The sequence below is a fragment of the Gulbenkiania mobilis genome, from assembly GCA_004346645.1.
Classification (GTDB): domain Bacteria; phylum Pseudomonadota; class Gammaproteobacteria; order Burkholderiales; family Chromobacteriaceae; genus Gulbenkiania; species Gulbenkiania mobilis.
The window spans coordinates 324,814-341,061 of record SMDA01000001.1; the positions used below are offsets into that span (position 1 = coordinate 324,814).

Annotated in this window: 18 protein-coding genes and 3 tRNA genes; 12 read left to right on the forward strand and 9 right to left on the reverse strand. The window is 62.7% G+C overall.

The window, feature by feature from the left end; translation table 11 throughout:
- Positions 1-58 precede the first annotated feature (58 nt).
- From EV669_RS01580 to EV669_RS01590, 3 genes are all read left to right on the forward strand, one after another.
- Positions 59-523: a hypothetical protein gene (locus tag EV669_RS01580; protein WP_054285708.1), complete on the forward strand. Its 465-nt coding sequence runs from the start codon at positions 59-61 to the stop codon at positions 521-523.
- Between the two features lie 62 nt (positions 524-585).
- A complete protein-coding gene (locus EV669_RS01585; protein WP_318271263.1) occupies positions 586-954 on the forward strand; it encodes a YchJ family protein in 369 nt (122 codons plus the stop codon).
- Between the two features lie 116 nt (positions 955-1,070).
- Positions 1,071-1,385: a hypothetical protein gene (locus EV669_RS01590; protein ID WP_132097708.1), complete on the forward strand. Its 315-nt coding sequence runs from the start codon at positions 1,071-1,073 to the stop codon at positions 1,383-1,385.
- Positions 1,386-1,450: 65 nt separating this feature from the next.
- On the opposite strand, the gene EV669_RS01595 is transcribed toward EV669_RS01590, so the two are convergent.
- Positions 1,451-1,960, reverse strand: a complete 510-nt coding sequence (locus EV669_RS01595; RefSeq protein WP_318271264.1) for a glutathione peroxidase — start codon at positions 1,958-1,960, stop codon at positions 1,451-1,453.
- A gap of 215 nt (positions 1,961-2,175) precedes the next feature.
- On the reverse strand, positions 2,176-2,745 hold the full coding sequence (gene dcd, locus EV669_RS01600) for a dCTP deaminase (protein WP_054285711.1): 570 nt from the start codon (positions 2,743-2,745) through the stop codon (positions 2,176-2,178).
- 152 nt (positions 2,746-2,897) lie between these two features.
- Here dcd and EV669_RS01605 point away from each other — a divergent pair, with 152 nt between their 5' ends.
- The 4 genes from EV669_RS01605 (at position 2,898) to EV669_RS01620 (ending at position 6,507) form a co-directional block, all read left to right on the forward strand.
- Entirely contained in the window at positions 2,898-3,125 is a 228-nt protein-coding gene (locus EV669_RS01605) for a FeoA family protein (protein ID WP_054285712.1), read from the forward strand.
- On the forward strand, positions 3,122-4,894 hold the full coding sequence (gene feoB / locus EV669_RS01610) for a ferrous iron transporter B (protein WP_132097709.1): 1,773 nt from the start codon (positions 3,122-3,124) through the stop codon (positions 4,892-4,894). Before EV669_RS01605 ends, feoB begins: the two co-directional genes overlap by 4 nt.
- A 76-nt stretch (positions 4,895-4,970) precedes the next feature.
- Complete coding sequence (gene bfr, locus EV669_RS01615; RefSeq protein WP_132097710.1) at positions 4,971-5,438, forward strand: bacterioferritin; 468 nt, start codon at positions 4,971-4,973, stop codon at positions 5,436-5,438.
- 124 nt (positions 5,439-5,562) lie between these two features.
- Positions 5,563-6,507: a dihydroorotate oxidase gene (locus tag EV669_RS01620; RefSeq protein WP_132097711.1), complete on the forward strand. Its 945-nt coding sequence runs from the start codon at positions 5,563-5,565 to the stop codon at positions 6,505-6,507.
- Between the two features lie 10 nt (positions 6,508-6,517).
- On the opposite strand, the gene EV669_RS01625 is transcribed toward EV669_RS01620, so the two are convergent.
- Positions 6,518-7,297: a DODA-type extradiol aromatic ring-opening family dioxygenase gene (locus tag EV669_RS01625; RefSeq protein WP_132097712.1), complete on the reverse strand. Its 780-nt coding sequence runs from the start codon at positions 7,295-7,297 to the stop codon at positions 6,518-6,520.
- A 164-nt stretch (positions 7,298-7,461) separates the two neighbouring features.
- Entirely contained in the window at positions 7,462-8,454 is a 993-nt protein-coding gene (locus tag EV669_RS01630) for a recombination-associated protein RdgC (RefSeq protein WP_132097713.1), read from the reverse strand.
- A 78-nt stretch (positions 8,455-8,532) separates the two neighbouring features.
- Here EV669_RS01630 and EV669_RS01635 point away from each other — a divergent pair.
- The 3 genes from EV669_RS01635 (at position 8,533) to EV669_RS01645 (ending at position 8,838) form a co-directional block, all read left to right on the forward strand.
- Positions 8,533-8,609: transfer RNA gene (locus tag EV669_RS01635), tRNA-Pro, on the forward strand.
- Between the two features lie 25 nt (positions 8,610-8,634).
- A tRNA-Pro gene (locus tag EV669_RS01640) sits at positions 8,635-8,711 on the forward strand.
- Between the two features lie 51 nt (positions 8,712-8,762).
- Positions 8,763-8,838: transfer RNA gene (locus EV669_RS01645), tRNA-Thr, on the forward strand.
- A 391-nt stretch (positions 8,839-9,229) separates the two neighbouring features.
- On the opposite strand, the gene EV669_RS01650 is transcribed toward EV669_RS01645, so the two are convergent.
- Positions 9,230-9,778: a hypothetical protein gene (locus EV669_RS01650; RefSeq protein ID WP_152966468.1), complete on the reverse strand. Its 549-nt coding sequence runs from the start codon at positions 9,776-9,778 to the stop codon at positions 9,230-9,232.
- 309 nt (positions 9,779-10,087) lie between these two features.
- Here EV669_RS01650 and EV669_RS01655 point away from each other — a divergent pair, with 309 nt between their 5' ends.
- Positions 10,088-10,669, forward strand: coding sequence for a methyltransferase domain-containing protein (locus EV669_RS01655; protein ID WP_132097715.1), 582 nt, complete (start codon positions 10,088-10,090; stop codon positions 10,667-10,669).
- A gap of 134 nt (positions 10,670-10,803) precedes the next feature.
- The gene (locus tag EV669_RS01660) at positions 10,804-12,603 is read left to right on the forward strand and encodes a methyl-accepting chemotaxis protein (RefSeq protein ID WP_132097716.1); all 1,800 of its coding nucleotides are present in this window, start codon (positions 10,804-10,806) and stop codon (positions 12,601-12,603) included.
- A gap of 63 nt (positions 12,604-12,666) precedes the next feature.
- On the opposite strand, the gene EV669_RS01665 is transcribed toward EV669_RS01660, so the two are convergent.
- The 4 genes from EV669_RS01665 to EV669_RS01680 form a co-directional block, all read right to left on the reverse strand.
- On the reverse strand, positions 12,667-13,224 hold the full coding sequence (locus EV669_RS01665) for a TMEM165/GDT1 family protein (protein ID WP_055433513.1): 558 nt from the start codon (positions 13,222-13,224) through the stop codon (positions 12,667-12,669).
- 249 nt (positions 13,225-13,473) lie between these two features.
- Positions 13,474-14,655, reverse strand: coding sequence for a class I SAM-dependent rRNA methyltransferase (locus EV669_RS01670; RefSeq protein WP_132097717.1), 1,182 nt, complete (start codon positions 14,653-14,655; stop codon positions 13,474-13,476).
- Positions 14,656-14,733: 78 nt separating this feature from the next.
- The gene (gene mscL, locus EV669_RS01675) at positions 14,734-15,222 is read right to left on the reverse strand and encodes a large-conductance mechanosensitive channel protein MscL (RefSeq protein ID WP_055433514.1); all 489 of its coding nucleotides are present in this window, start codon (positions 15,220-15,222) and stop codon (positions 14,734-14,736) included.
- A gap of 89 nt (positions 15,223-15,311) precedes the next feature.
- Entirely contained in the window at positions 15,312-16,175 is an 864-nt protein-coding gene (locus EV669_RS01680) for a DMT family transporter (protein WP_132097718.1), read from the reverse strand.
- Positions 16,176-16,248 lie beyond the last annotated feature (73 nt).

Genomic DNA, 16,248 nt, shown 5'->3' on the forward strand with positions numbered 1-16,248 from the left:
TGGGCGTGCTTGCCGCGCTCCGTTCCCATGCCCGGGGCGGCCTCTTACAATCGGTAGCATGAAAGCGCTCATACCGATTGCTGCGGCCGCCCTGTTCCTGTCCGGTTGTGCCGCCCTCGACACCGCCCCGCCTGCGCCCGCTCGGCCGCAGCGCCCGGTCCCCGTAACCCCCTCGGTGCCCAAGCAGAGCAATGCCGACCGACTGCTGCAGGAAGCCGGGCGTCTGGCCGACCGCATCAAGTCCGGCCAGATCAGCCGTGCCGGCGCTGCAGACGAACTGAACCGTCTGCGCCTGCGACTGGTGGGCGCCAATGCGGTGGATGACAACACCTTCGCGCTCTATCGCCAGATTGCCGTCCAGCGCGACCGTGGGGTGATCGGTGCCGACGAGGCTCAAAGCCGCATGGAAGCACGCTTGCGCGACTGGCTGCGCCGTTGGCCGAAATATACCCCCAAGCCTGCGGACCCGGCCTTTACGCAGTTCCTTCTGAAGCTGTATCGTCTACCGCCTCTGGGTTACTGACGCCACTCTCTTCAATGAAACCGAATGCCTCATCCGGTACGGGCTGCCCCTGCGGGCGGCCCGTGCCCTTTGACGCCTGCTGCGGGCGCTACCTGCCCCCGGAGGCTGCGCCCGCTCCCACGGCCGAGGCCCTGATGCGCTCGCGCTACAGTGCCTACGTGATGGGCAACGAGCCTTATCTTATGGCCACTTGGCATGCCACGACGCGGCCAGAAAGACTCGGCTTGGCCGACGAGCAGCCCCGGCCGCGCTGGCTGGGACTGAGCATCGTGCGGAGCGAGGGCGGACAGAACACGGATACGCACGGTCTGGTCGAGTTCGTGGCACGGTACAAGATCCAGGGCCGTGCCTTTCGCCTGCATGAAACCAGTCGCTTCCTTAAGGAGGATGGTCGCTGGTGGTATGTGGATGGAGATCTGCAGGACTCGTAAAAAAGTCTGTTTTTTGCCTAAAGGGCTTGTGTTGGGTCAATTGCGCCCAGCCGGAGGCTTGTCTTAACGCACCTGGCGGCTAGGCTGCAGAGTGGAACCCGTGCAAGGAGACCACCATGAACCCCGCCGCCCTGAACGTATTGCTCCTGCGGCTGGAGAGCCTGCATGAAGCGCAGGACAGCGCCTTGGCCCTGCCCGGCGATCTGTCCGATTGCCACTGGCTGCACACACCGCTCGATCACGAAACTTGTGCCCGGTTGACTGGGCTGGCCAGCGTGTTCGGCTGCGAGCCTGCGGTGCTGGCCACCGCCGTGCTCAAGGCCGCGCTGGCCGATCTGGTCGGCGGGCTCGAGCACGATATGGATGCCTGGGCCGACTGTGCCTGCGAGAGCCTGCTCGACCCGGCGCGCATTGCCTCCGAAGCCATATGATCCTCACCCCTCCGGCATTAGAAGAAGGGCGCCCGCAGGCGCCCTTTTCCTTTTCTTTTCCGGCTTCAGGGCGTCTCCGCCAAGCAGCGGGTGATGGCTTCGGCCAACCTCTCGGGGGGCGTGATTGGCGCAAAGCGTGCCACCACCTCGCCGCGACGGTTTACCAGAAACTTGGTGAAATTCCACTTGATCGCGCGGGTACCCAGCACGCCCGGTTTATGCTGCTTGAGGTAGACCCACAGGGGATGGGCGCCCGGCCCGTTGACCTCGCACTTGGCGGCCAAGACAAAGCTGACTCCGTAGTTCTTCTGGCAGAAGGCCCCGATCTGTGCGTCCGTCAGCGGTTCCTGCGCACGAAACTGGTTGCAGGGAAAACCGACCACCTCCAGCCCTTGCGGGTGAAAGCGCTGGTGCAGTCGTTCCAGCCCACCCAGCTGGCCTGTGAAGCCGCAAGCGCTGGCCGTGTTCACCAGTAGCAGCACCTTGCCACGCCACGCCCCGGTATCCAGCGGCGTGCCGTCCAGACCTTGCACGGGGAAATCGTAGGGCGTGCTCATATGCGGCGGTTTCTCCATGTGCGGGGCGGCCTCCTCCCGGTGTACAACGGACAAAAAAAGGGACGAAGCGGCAAGGGGGAACCGCGACGTCCCTCGAAGAAACGGCTTGCTGTGCCTGGATGGCTGCCACCGGGAGGTCTGCAGGCCAATCCTGTTTCATCGTAGGACACCGTTGTCAAAAAGCGAGGCAAACCCGTTAAAAGCGTTGCAAATGATGCTGAAGGCTGACGGCCTCAGGGGCGGGGCAGGGTAACGCCGTGCTGACCCATATACTTGCCGGCCCGGTCGCGATAAGAGACGTCGCACTCCTCGTCGGACTCAAAGAACAGGACCTGGGCCACGCCCTCGTTGGCGTAGATCTTTGCCGGCAGCGGCGTGGTGTTGGAGAACTCCAACGTCACATAGCCTTCCCACTCCGGTTCGAAGGGGGTCACGTTGACGATGATGCCGCAGCGGGCATAGGTGGACTTTCCGAGGCACACGGTCAGCACGTTGCGCGGAATCCGGAAGTATTCCACCGTGCGTGCCAGCGCGAAGGAGTTTGGGGGGATCAGGCAGTAGCCTTTGCCCGAGACTTCCACGAACGATTGCGGATCGAAGTTCTTGGGGTCGACGATGGTGCTGTTGATGTTGGTAAAGACCTTGAATTCGTCCGCGCAGCGGATGTCGTAGCCATAACTGGAGGTGCCGTAGGAGATCACCTTGCCTTGCGGGCCCTGCTTGACCTGGTTGGGTTCGAAGGGTTCGATCATGCCGTGCGCTTCGGCCATGCGCCGGATCCACTTGTCGGACTTGATGCTCATCGTTTCTTTTCCGTATCGGTAGTTGCCCGGGATTCTACCGTGCGCACCCTGAAGCGTCATCCGGCCCGAGGCCCACTTGAGACAGGTCATGAAGTGACAGTTTTGCTCATTCTAGAATTGCGAATTATCCGTATTCGCGAAAAGCCTCTCTCATGACGCTCGATCTTCTCGGCCCCGGGGCCATGGCGCGGGTGGTGTGCCTGCATCTGGATGACACCACTCGCCGGCGGGTGGCCGCCTTTGGCCTGCTGGAAAACGCCGACCTGCGGCTGATGCGCCGTGCCGCTTTTGGCGGTCCGCTGGTGCTGGCCATCGGTACCACCCAGTTTTTGCTGCGCCAGAGCCTGGCCAGGCAGATCGAGGTGGAGGTACGGTCATGAAGCGTTTTGCCCTGATCGGCCTGCCGAATACGGGCAAGTCCACGTTGTTCAACCGGCTGACCGGGCTGTCCCAGCGTGTGGGCAACTGGCCCGGGCTGACGGTGGAGCTCGCCCGGGCACGCCTGCTCTTGGGCGGACAGATGGTGGAGCTGGTGGACCTGCCTGGCGCCAACGACCTGACCGGCTACACCGACGACGAGGCTGTAGTGCGCGAGGTACTGGCCGGCACGGCCTTTGACGCGGTGGTGCTGGTGGTCAACGCGGCGCAGCTGGACCGTCAGTTGCCGCTGGCCCTGCAGGTACAGGCTACCGGACTGCCTTGTCTGCTGGTGCTCAACATGGCCGACGAGGCCGAGCTGCTGGGGATCCGCGTGGATGCGGCAGGGTTGGCCGAAGCCCTCGGCTGCGCCACGGTGCTGGTGTCGGCCCGGCGTATGCAGGGCTGGCCGGCCCTTACCGATGCCCTCAACCGTCTGGCCGCGGGGGACAGGCCGGCAGGCTTTGCCCGGCTTGATGCCCTGCCCGAGCATCTCGAAGCCGTAGCGCGGACACGGTCGGTGCTCGGCAGCGGTCTCTGGCAGGCCCCTGTCCAGCTGCCGGCCCGGCTCACCGACCGTTTCGATGCTTGGCTGATGCACCCGTGGGCCGGGCTGGGGCTGTTTGCGTTGATCATGGCCTTGGTGTTCAACCTGACCTATCTGGTCGGCACGCCGCTGCAGACACTGGCCGGGGACCTGCTCGGCACGGTGAAGGATAGTCTCCTGGCGCCGGCGCTCTCGTCGCTACCGGTCATCGTGCAGAGCCTGCTGCTGGACGGCCTCTGGGAAGGGGTGAGCACCGTGCTGACCTTCGTCCCCATCCTGTTCGTGTTTTTCATCCTCATGGCGCTGGTGGAAGACAGCGGCTACCTTGCGCGCGCTGCCTATCTCACCGATGCGCTGATGGTGCGTCTGGGGCTCGATGGGCGGGGGTTCGTGATGCAGCTAATGGGCTTTGGCTGCAATGTCCCGGCCATTCTGGGCACCCGGGTCATGCGCGAACGCAACCAGCGCCTGCTGTCGATGCTGGTGATCCCCTTCTCGCTGTGTTCGGCGCGCCTGCAAGTGGTGATGTTTTTCGTCAGCGTGCTGTTCGCGCCCGGCTGGGCCCCCTGGGTCCTGACGGGCTTTTATCTGCTGAGCCTTGCGGTGGCCGCCGGGACAGCCTGGCTGTTCAAGCATCGCTATCCTGCGTGCGAGGCCTACCTTCTGGAGGTGCCGCCTTACCGCCTCCCGGGCATCGGGCATGTGCTCACCCGTGCCTACGGCGAGGTGCGGGCTTTCCTCCAGCTGGCGTCGTCCTTCATCCTGGGTGGTGTTTTGCTTGTGTGGCTGCTCACGCATGTGCCCGCTGGCGCGCAGGGCACGCTGGCCGATGCGCTGGGTACCCTGTTTGCGCCACTGCTCGACCCGATCGGTATCCGGCACGAGATGGCCGTGGCGCTTATTTTGGGCTTCGTCGCCAAGGAAATCCTGCTGGGTGCGCTGGCTGTGGTCTACGGCGTGAGCGATGCGGGTCTGGCCTCTGCCATCCTGCATCAGGTCGATCCGATTTCCGGTATCAGCTTCCTGATTTTCGCGCTGGTGTATGTGCCCTGCCTGTCCACGGTGGCCGCCATCCGGCGCGAATCCGGTTCCCGTGCTTTCGCCGCCCTGTCCGTGGCTTGGTCGATCTCGCTGGCCTGGCTGCTCAGCTTTGCCTTTTATCAGGGGGCGCGGTACTGGTTCTAGGTTGGCCGAAACGGCGCCAGCGCCTAAAATGACATTTTGGTCCGCAAGGGCCGCTACCGTACGCAAAGGAACGAGCATGCAAGGCGATCCGCAGGTCATCGCATACCTGAACCGGCTGCTGGCAGAGGAACTCTCCGCCGCCGATCAGTATTTCATCCATGCCGAGATGTACAAGGACTGGGGCCTGGACAAGCTCCACGAGCGTATCAGCCACGAGCGGATGGACGAGCTGGAGCACGCGCGGGTGCTTGTGGCCCGCATCCTGTTCCTGGGCGGCCGCCCGGATGTGGCCGCTCGTGTTCCGATCATGGTGGGAGCTGACGTGCCCGCCATGCTGGAGAGCGACCTGCAGGTGGAATACCGCGTAGGTGCGCTGCTCAAGGAAGTGATCGCCTTCTGCGAGGGCGTGCACGACTACGTGACGCGCGATGCGCTGATGGTGCTGCTGGAAGAGACCGAGAACGACCACGCCCACTGGCTGGAACAGCAGCTCAAGCTGATCCGGATGACGGGCCTGGAAAACTACATCCAGTCGCGGATGTGAGTTTCCGTCTTCATCCGAAAGCCGGCGCTTGCGCCGGCTTTCGCTTTTTGCGGCCGCCTTGACATGCCGCAGAGGCCGGGCACCCGGCAGACGGTAGGCTCGCCCCGAACCCTTTACCGGAGGAATGGACGTGACCGTGGATCTTGCCGTGGCCTGGCTGGGTATCCAAATGGATAACCCGCTCATCAACGCATCGGGTGTGATGTGCCGCACCGTAGAAGAGCTGGAGGCGTTGCGACACTCTGCAGCGGGTGCACTCATTACCAAAAGCTGCACCCTGGAGCCGCGCAAGGGTAACCCCGAGCCACGGTATGCCTCGACCGCGCTCGGCAGCATCAACTCGATGGGCCTGCCCAACGCCGGCTACCGCTATTATCTCGATTATGCCCGTCGCTACGACCATGAACACGGCAAGCCGCTCCTGATGTCGGTGTCCGGCATGAGCCTGGAAGACAATCTGGAGATGATGGCGGCCTTCGACGAAGCGGCGCTACCGGTGCTGGTGGAGTTGAACCTGTCGTGCCCCAACCTTCCGGGCAAACCCCAGATCGGCTACGACTTCGAAGCCAGCGCCCGCCTGCTGGCCGAAGTCTCCAAGGTGTACCGGCGTCCCTTCGGCGTGAAGCTGCCGCCGTACTTCGACCCGGTCCACTTCGGCGAGATGGCGGACGTACTGGATGGCTGTCCTTCCATCGGTTTTGTCACCTGCATCAATTCGATTGGTAACGGGCTGGTGATCGACCTCGAACGCGAGTCCGTCGTCATCCGTCCCAAGGACGGGCTTGGGGGGATTGGTGGTGACTATGTATTGCCCACTGCGCTGGCCAACGTGCGGGAGTTCGCCCGCCGCCTGCCCGGCCGGCATGTGATCGGTTGCGGCGGTATCCGTAGCGGGCGCGAGGCCTTCATGCACATTCTGGCAGGCGCCACCGTGGTGCAGGTGGGGACCTGTCTGTACGAGGAAGGCCCTGCCTGCCTGGCACGCATCCGGGATGAACTCGTCTATCTGATGCAGGACAAGGGCTACCGGACGCTGACCGATTTCCGGGGCCGCTTGCGCACACTATAAGGAGGGTGGCTCAGTCCAGCTGCCAAGCTGCCATCGACAGCACGCCGAAACGCCAGTCTTCATGCAGGCGGTGGGCCTTCAGCGGCTTTCGGGCTGCACCGCAGGCCACCAGTAGCGGATTGAAGTGCTCGGCACTGGGGTGGTTCTGCCTGGCAAACGGGGCTTGATCCTGCCAAGCGCGCAGGGCCTCGCGGTCGCCCGCTTCCAGGCGGGCTGCCACCCAGGAAGAAAAGTCATGGGCCCAAGCTGCGGTGGGGCTGCCGTCGGCCGTCAGGGCGTAGAGGTTGTGGGTGAGGCTGCCAGAGGCCAATACAAGTACCCGCCCGTCTTCGCGTAGCGGAGCCAGCGCTTCGCCCAGTGTCATGAGCGTGTCAGGGCTTGCCTGCCACGGCAGTGAGACAGCCACCACCGGCACATCCGCCCCGGGATACATGCGCAACAGCGGCACCCACGCACCATGATCCAGGCCACGATCCGTTGTTCGCTTTGGAGAAAGTCCGGCTGCCTCCAGCCGCTCGAATACGGCTTCTGCCAGCCCAAGGTCGCTTCGGACGGGATAGCGCAGCTGGTAAAGCGCGCGCGGAAAGCCTCCGAAGTCATGCACAGTGCTCGGCTGTGGCGTGAAGTTCACCGTAACGGACGGGGCTTCCCAGTGGGCAGACACCACGATGATCGCGCTTGGACGCGCCCAGCGGCTGGCCAGTGTGTCCAGAAAACGCCCGGTCGGACTGTCTTCCAAGGCAAGCGTAGGGGCGCCATGCGAGATGAACAGGACGGGCAGGACAGACATGCGGGTTCTCCATTAATGATTGATTGCAGGTTACCGTTCGGGCGAAAACGGATAAATCCCCTTTTCCCCGACACTTTGTCCTGCTTATGGAGCGAATGTGCGTTTGTGGAGAATAAAAAAAGGAGCCGTGGCTCCTTTTCAGCGGGAGGGTGAGCGAATAAGGCTCAGTCCCAAGGCACCGTGTCATCGCCAGCAATTGCCGGCTTGCCGGCGGGTTCTGCTGACTTCGGCACAGGCGCAGGCTCTGCCGCAGCCTGCTCGCCCGACAGACCGCCCAAGGCTTCCACCAGGTGTTCCACCAGTTCACCAAGTGCCTCGCTCATCAGCAGCAAGGTGGCCTCGAACAGGGTTTCACGATCGTCTCCCGCCTGGCTCGCCTCCTCTTGCAGTACGTCCAGGAACTGCAGGCGCTTGAGCTGCAAAGTATCGGTCAACACGAAGCGGATGCGCTCCTGCCAGATGAGCCCGACCCGGGTCACCTGCTTGCCCGAAGCCAGATGCTGGCGGATCTCGTCGCTGGTCAGATCCATGCGGCTGACCCGGATCACCGCCCCGTTCTCGGTCGGGTCCTTCAGTTCGCACTCAGCATCCAGCTCGAAGCCGGGTGGCGCCTCGCCGGCCGCCACCCAGTCGGTCATGGCGGTGTGAGGGGCCAAAGTAGTGCGGGGCAGGGCGGCGGGGAACGGCGGCAGGGCCTCGCGCAGCGCACTGATCAGTGCTTCGGCCCGGCTGGCTGTGCCTGTATCCACCATCAGCCAGCCGCGTTCGTTGTCCAGATAGGCGGTCAGCCGGCTGGAGCGTGTGAACGCACGCGGCAGCAGGTCGTCGGTGATCTGTTCCTTGAGCGCCAGCTTTTCCTTGCGGCCTACCTTGCGCGCTTCTTTGTCCTCAATCTCTGCGATGCGGGCATCCAGGAAGTCGCGGATCACAGCGGCGGGCAAGACTTTATCCTCGCGACGCAGCGCGATCATGGTGCTGCCGCGCACGCTGTGCGCCGGCACGGGAAGATGGGCGGCGGGGGGGACCCAGCCCTCGCTGAACCAGTCAAGACCGGAGCAGGGCTGGAACGGCCGCTTCTCCAGCGCATCGGCCAGATCAGCGGGATCGGTGCGGTTTTCCGCACTCAAGCGATAAAAAGAGAGTTGCCTAAACCACATATTTGTTTCATAATTCGCGTCCTCTGAAGCCGGGATTGTACCGCATTAGCGAGCGCAGCACCGGACCAAAAAACACATCGGGGTGTAGCTTAGCCTGGTAGAGCGCTACGTTCGGGACGTAGAGGCCGGAGGTTCGAATCCTCTCACCCCGACCACGGTTTTTTGGCAAGATTCAGGATTCGGGGTGTAGCTTAGCCTGGTAGAGCGCTACGTTCGGGACGTAGAGGCCGGAGGTTCGAATCCTCTCACCCCGACCATTTTCAAAAGCGTTGATCTGAACAATAACATCAAGGCTTTTAACGGTTGGAGCCGTTGTAGCTCAGTCGGTAGAGCAACTGATTCGTAATCAGTAGGTCGTGTGTTCGATTCACATCAACGGCACCAGTATCAGCGGGCCTTGCATCACTGCAAGGCCCGTTTTGTTTGCCCTTTAATTCTGGTTTTTGTCCACAAAACATGCCGCATCAGAGGGGCCAGCAAGTCAGCACTACTTTGTCCTCTCTTGCGATCCCTGGTGTATTGCTCGGTGAGGGCGACCCTTGAATGACCCAACTGTCTTGCGCCTTAGCCTCGCTGCGGCTATGCAGGAGGAGGCTGGTCCAAGCATACGGTCAAGAGGATAAGGCAGGGCCGGTGTGCCAAGCGCTGGAAGGCGTAAGGGGCCGTTTTCCGGCCGCGCCAAGCGTGTAACTTATCGTGGTGGCTGGTCTGCGCGCCTGCAGCCAGCCCATCGCGGCAAACCGGCGGACCCTGTCTTGCGCACCTGGCTGCTCGTTCAATGAATGGACCGGTTCTGCGCTTCCAGCGAAAACAGGGTAACCAGCTCGGCGGCCACCTGCGGGCGCTCAGGGTTGGCCGAAGCCTCCTGACTGTCGTCATCGAAGGCATGCGGTGAGGCCCTCATCCCTTCTGGGGCCGGTTCCACATGCACCAGCTTGCCTCCGAGCGCGCGCACCATCATCAGCTGATCGGCGGTTTCGGCATCATCCACCAGAATTCGTTGTCCCGCTTCCAGTGCCGTGCGGGCTGCCCGCGCCCAGGCATGCACCCACAGGTCGGCCGAAACCATCTCCTCGCCCCACCCGCTCTTGAGCAACGTGAGCACCCGTGCCGGGGAAAGCCCGCCGAGCATGCCGTGTGGGCGCTGGGCCTTTTCTCCACTCAGTTCGTCAGCCGTCAGGCCGAGCGCTTCCATCATCGCTTTGGGAATCCGGTCGAACGGCAAGCGCACAAACCCCTGTCGATTGACCAGACTTTCGGCCAAGGCTGTCTTGACGGGGCTGGCCGGCCCGCACAATGCCAGTATTTTCGGAAGCATCTCCATGTTCACCTCACTTTCTCGAGCCTCTCTTTGCGGCCCTCGTTTCTGCACGGACAGTCCAGACTGTCCAACCCTCTCGTAAGGGCTGAACAGAGCAAGTACGCTGCCCGAAACCGGGCTCGCAAAGAAACTTAATACTTTTTCCCGTGTCGGCTGTTGGGCGGCCTCTGTGGCGTCGAGGCTGGTGCGAAGGTCGCGCGTTAGCGGGCATGACACGGCTAGAATCGGGAAAATGTTTGAGAATGCGTCTTATAAATGCCTGAACGAGACGTTATGATGGCGGCTTGAACGGTTATGCCCTCTGGAGGCAGCATGGCTCAGGACAGTTCCCGCCCCGATTTCTGGGATCAGCGCTATCAGCAGGGCGTAATGCCTTGGGATGGGGGCGAGGTGCCCCGGGATTTCAAAAACTGGTGTGCCCGGCTGACACCGGGGGCGCGGGTGCTGGTGCCCGGCTGTGGCACAGGGTACGAAGTGGCGGTGTTGGATAATGCCGGTGCCCGGGTGGACGCGATCGATTTCAGTCCCGAGGCAGTGGGGCGGGCCCAGGCTTGGCTGGGGGCTAGGGCCGATCTGGTGCGTCAGGCAGATTTTTTCGCCTTGGGTGCCTCCACCTATGATTTCGTGTACGAGCGCGCCTTCCTGTGTGCCTTGCCGCCCAGGGTGTGGGCGGCCTATGCGGCCAAGATGGCCGAGTGCATCCGTCCTGGCGGGGCACTGGTGGGGTACTTCTTCCTGAAATCCACCGCGAAGGGGCCGCCGTTTGGTACCACCGAGCCTGCTTTGTGCGATCTTCTGGCGTCGCATTTCCGTCTGGCGGAGCAGTGGCCCGTAGAGGACAGCCTGCCGGTGTTTGCCGGCCATGAGAGGTGGATGCATTGGCAGCGAATCTGAAGCCTTTGCCGGCAGGTTTGAGCCTGCGCAAGGGTGGCCGGTGAAAGGCTGGCCTTTTCTTAAGAAAAAAGCAAAAATGGCCCACGAGGCTTGAAGCAACCATAACAAGGCAGACCGGGGAGAAGGATTCAGACATGGAATGGTTCTGGCGGCTCTACACGCTGATCGAGAAGACGTTCTGGAACAGCCTGACCAAAAAGCTGTGCAGCTTTTTCTTCATCAGCCTGTTCCAGCTGGCGATGGTGGGATATGTGTACCTGGTGCTGGAGGATGTCCGTACCGGTTTGCACGCCAGCAACCTCGCGCCCGCAGTGCTCCAGTCTATGGAGGGACGGATCGACCAGGCCATCGTGTGGATATTCGTGTTGTGGCTGGTGTGTGTGGTCTTCATCGGCTTCATGGTCTGGTACCTGCGCTACCTGATCGTGCGACCGCTCAAGCGCATCATCGGTATCTTCAATGAGATCGGTGATGGCGAAGGCAACCTCTCGCATGATATCCCCACCATCACCTTCGATGAGATCCGCGACCTTTCGCTGTCCTACAACCGCTTCCTGGCCAAGATGCGTGAGATCATCAGCAATGTGCGGCTGATGACGGTACGCATTGCCATGGACTCGGCGCGCACCAGCAAGAATGTCTCGGAATCGCTCTCCAGTGCCCGCCAGCAGGATGAAGTGGCGACGCAGGTGCGCGAGGCCAGCGACCGCACCACGGACGGCATCAATCAGGTGACCAACCAGACCCAGGGCATTTCGCAGACTACGGTGTCCAACCTTTCCATGGCGCGCGACTCGTATGACGAGCTAAAAGCCGTGGCCGACCGCATCTATACCATCAGTCAGAAGGTTGGCCACTTCAACCAGACGGTGGATGACCTCAACCAGCGCTCTTCCAGCATCAAAACCATCGTCGACCTGATCAAGGATATTTCTGACCAGACCAACCTGCTGGCCCTGAATGCCGCCATTGAGGCGGCCCGTGCAGGGGAAAGCGGGCGGGGCTTTGCCGTAGTGGCTGACGAAGTGCGCAAGTTGGCCGAAAAGGCCAAGAACGCCTCCGACGAAATCTCGCAGAATATCGACAGCATGCTGACGCTGGTGTCCGAAACCCAGGTGGAAACCGGACAGATCACGCAAGACACGGACGAGGCTCGCGAGGTGGTATCCCGTGCCTCGCAGCACTTCGGCAAGATGGTGGGGGATTTCGAAACCACCTCCGACAGCCTGTCCGACATCGCGGTGACGATGGAGGGCTTTGCCCAGACCAACCGTGAAGTCAACGTGCACGTGTCCGAAATCCACCAGCTCAGCCAGGAAGTGACCAGCCGGCTCAACCATACCGAGCAGGTGGCTGGCGCCCTTTCGCGTGCCGCCGAGCAGGTGCAGGAATTGGTGTCACGTTTCGTCATCGGCGAGGGCGACTTCGACCGTACGGTGAACATGGCGCGTCAGGCCCGCGACGAGGTGCAGCAGCGGCTCAACCGGCTGGCGGAGGACGGGCTGAACCTGTTCGACCAGAACTACCAGGCCATCCCTGGTACCCATCCCGCCAAGTACCACACGCTCTACGATTCACAGGTGGAAAAGCTGCTGCAGCCGGTGTATGACCAAGCGGTGTCCAGCGTCAAGGGCGGCCGCTTCTGCCTGGCGGTGGACACCCGAGGCTATGCGCCCACACACAACAGCGTTTATTCGCAGGCCCCTACCGGCAATCCCGAAACCGATCTCGTGAACAGCCGGGACAAGCGCATTTTCAACGACCCGGCAGGTATGAAGTCGGCCACCAACACTCAGCCCTTCCTCCTGCATACCTATACCCGGGACACCGGCGAGGTGCTTTCCGAAATCGCCTTGCCGATTCATGTGAAGGGGAGGCATTGGGGGGCCTTGCGCTTCGGTTTCGATCCGAGCAGCTACATGATCGGTCAGTAGACCAGCCGGGCCCATGAAAAACGCCAGCAATCGCTGGCGTTTTTTAATGGATGTCCCGGCGTTTCAGAAAGCCACCAGCGTAGCCACACCTACCAGGGCGAAAATTGCTGCCGCAATCCTGTGCACAATGTGCTTGGGCAGGGCACGGGCAGCTGCTTCACCGAGGAGTACGGCTGGAATGTTGGCCAACAGCATGCCGAGGGTGGTGCCGGTAACCACGGCCAGCAGGGAGTCAAAGCGCGCTGAGAGGGCCACAGTGGCGATCTGAGTCTTGTCGCCCATCTCGGCCAAGAAGAAGGCGAGGAAAGTGGCACCGAACACGCCAAGCCGATCGAACAGTCGGGTATCGTCGTCCAGCTTGTCCGGAACCAGCATCCAGGCTGCCATCGCCAGGAAGGAGGCCCCCAGTATCCAGCGCATTACCTCTGGGCTGACCAGACCGGTCAGCCATTGACCCACGGCCGCGGCAAACCAGTGATTGAGGATGGTGGCAACCAGGATGCCGAGCACGATCGGGACAGGTTTCTTGTAGCGGGCAGCCAGCAGCAGGGCGAGCAGCTGGGTCTTGTCGCCGATTTCAGCGAGGGCAACGATGCCCGTGGAGAGGAGAAGGGCTTGCATGAAGGGTTTCCCGGGGGCTGCGCATGCACCATGACGCCCTGTGCCGCAGCCCCCTCAGGCGCACAGGAACGTCATGGGTCTTGCCAAACCTTGGGTCGCACGGGCCATGGCCTAAGCCAAGTCTGTTGACACGTGCCGGCGCTGTCACACGCCGCGGCTACTCCCCCAGAACGGCCGCCATTCTAGCCGCTTGCGGCGGGCTCTACAATGCTTGGCTGTTCCGGGTGCGCTTCGGCCAACCTTCCGGGCTCAGCCCTTGCGTACGAGCAGGCCTTTCAGGTAATCGCCTTCAGGGAAGGCCAGCGACACCGGGTGGTCGGGCGCCGCAGTGAAACGCTCCACGATGCGCGCATCGCAGCGTGCGTCCACCGCCGCGCCGGCGATGATCTTCTGGAAGAGCTCGGCACTCATGCCGCCCGAGCAGGTGAAGGTGGCCAAGAGTCCGCCCGGGCGCAGCAGCTTCAGGCCGAGGAGGTTGATGTCCTTGTAGGCGCGCGCGGCACTCTGCACATGCTGTGCGGTCGGTGCGAACTTGGGCGGATCCAGAATGATGAGGTCGAAGCTCTTGCCCTGATCGCGCAGGAGGCGCAGGTACTTGAACACATCGGCTTCGACGAAGCTGGCGCGCTCGGCTGGCAGCGGGTTGAGCGCCAGGTTGGCCTCGGCCAGTTGCAGGGCCTCTGCGGAGGAGTCCACCGACAACACACTGCGTGCGCCGCCGTGCAAGGCTGCCAGCGAGAACCCGCCGGTGAAGCAAAAGCAGTTGAGGACATCCCGCCCGGCAGCGAGGCGGCCGATGCGGTGGCGGTTCTCCCTCTGGTCGAGGTAGAAGCCGGTCTTCTGCCCGGCTGCCACATCCACATGCATGCGCAGTCCGTACTCGTCGATGGTCAGTGGGTCCGGTGGCAGGGCGCCGGCCAGCAGCCCGGTGACCGGGGGCAGGCCCTCAAGCTGCCGCACATCTACGTCGGAGCGCTCATAGACCCCTACCGCTCCGGTCAGTGCCATCAGTTGTTGGGCCAGCGTCTGCTTGCGTGCCTCCACGCCTGCTGACAGCGCCTGTAGCACCAGTACCGGTCCGTAGCGGTCCACCACAAGGCCAGGCAGTCCATCGGACTCGCCATGCACCAGACGCACGCCGGTACTGGCCTCGACCAACTCCTCGCGCTGGGTCAGGGCATTCTCCAGCCGGCGCCGGAAGAAATCATCGTCGATGTTCTCGTGTTCGTCAAAGCTCCAGGCGCGCGCCCGGATTTGTGACTGCGGGCTGTACGCGGCCCACGCCAGGAAGCGCCCATCCTGGGCACGCACCTCGACGGTTTCGCCCGCGGTGGGTACTCCATCCAGCCGGGCGATGGCGCCCGAAAAGATCCACGGGTGACGGTGAAGAAGGGACTTCTCGCGTCCCGGCTTGAGGGTAATCCTGATCATGGTGGTTTCCGGCTGGCCGATGCCTCCCCGGGCGGGGGGCGAAAAGGCGGCCAGCTTAGCGAGCGCGCGCGTGCGCGGTCAAGCGCTGGCTGGGGTGGTGTCCGGCGCGACCTCGGAGGTGCAGCAGGGGCAGCGGCTGGCCTTGCGCGGAATGTTCGACAGGCAGTAGGGGCAGGGGCGCGTGTCGGGTTCGCTGGTGGCAGCGGCCGGCTTGTGTTCTTCCCTGAGACGGTTGATCCCCTTGACCAGCATGAAGATGGCAAAGGCGATGATGATGAAGCTGACCACCGAGTTGATGAACAGTCCCAGGTTCAGCGTCACTGCCCCGGCTGCCTTGGCCGCCCCCAGCGAGACATACGGGCCGGCCTGCTTTGCGCCTTCCTTGAGCACGATGAACAGGTTGGAGAAATCCACGTTGCCGATCAGCAGGCCGATGGGCGGCATGATTACGTCGTCCACCAGCGACTTGACGATGGTGCTGAAGGCGCCCCCCACCACCACACCGACGGCGAGGTCGATGACATTGCCGCGCACGGCAAACTGCTTGAATTCCTTGAGTACGGACATGGATGCTCCCTGAGTAAAGGTTGGCCGAAAGGCAGACTCGACGATGGTAGTCAAAAACCCCGCCTGCCTCAAACGCCCCTAACCGTGCCCTACTCGCCTTTAACGGCCAGCACGCTGTCAGAACGTGCTGGCAGGCTGCCCAGCAGGGCACCTCCCAGGATGAGCGCGATGGCGATGCCTGCCACCGGATTGAGGCTACCCGTACCCGATGCCACCAGCAGCAGCGTCGACAGAAGGGGTGTGGCATACGAAAGCGAGCCGATCTGGCGCGGGTCTCCTTCCTTCATCGCCCGGTCCCACAGGAAGAAGGCGCCCCCCATCGGCCCGAGCCCCAGAGCCAGTAACGACGCCCACTGTGCGCTTGTGGGCTGAACAGCCGGTTCGAACAACAGGTGACAGCCGAGCGAGAGCAGACCCGAAGCAAGGCAGAATCCGCCCACCGCGCTGTTGGGGAAGGGGGGCAGGCGGCGTGTCAGCAGACTGTAGGTGGACCAGACGAAAGCAGCTGCAATCGCCAGGAGGTACCCGGACAGGCTGTCCAGCGAGAGGGCCAGCCTGCCGCCGGTAACGATCAGCGCCGCGCCCGAAAAGCCGAGTACTCCTGCCAGGATATGGCGTGCCATCAGGCGGGTGCCCGGAATCAGCAAGGGGGACAGCAGCACGATCAGCAGCGGCCACAGATAGTTCAGCAGGTTGGCTTCCATGGCCGGTGCATGGCGAAAAGCAAAGAACAGCAGGAAGTGATAGCCGAAGATGCCGTACAGCCCTGTCAGGAACACGCGGGCCGAGACCTTCCACTGGCGCAGGTGACGCAGCGAAAGCAGGCTGCCCAAGGTCAGGGACACACCCACGACGAAGAAAGGCGGCAGGCTACGGGTCAGTGCACCGAGGGTGGCAAGCGAGGCCCAGAGGAGGATGGCCCCTAGGGCCCAGTAGGCAGGAGATAAACGCATGGTGGCTTCCAGATGGGGAGACTGCCATTCTGGCTTAAAAAGCCAAAACAAAAAAGCCACGAACTATCGTGGC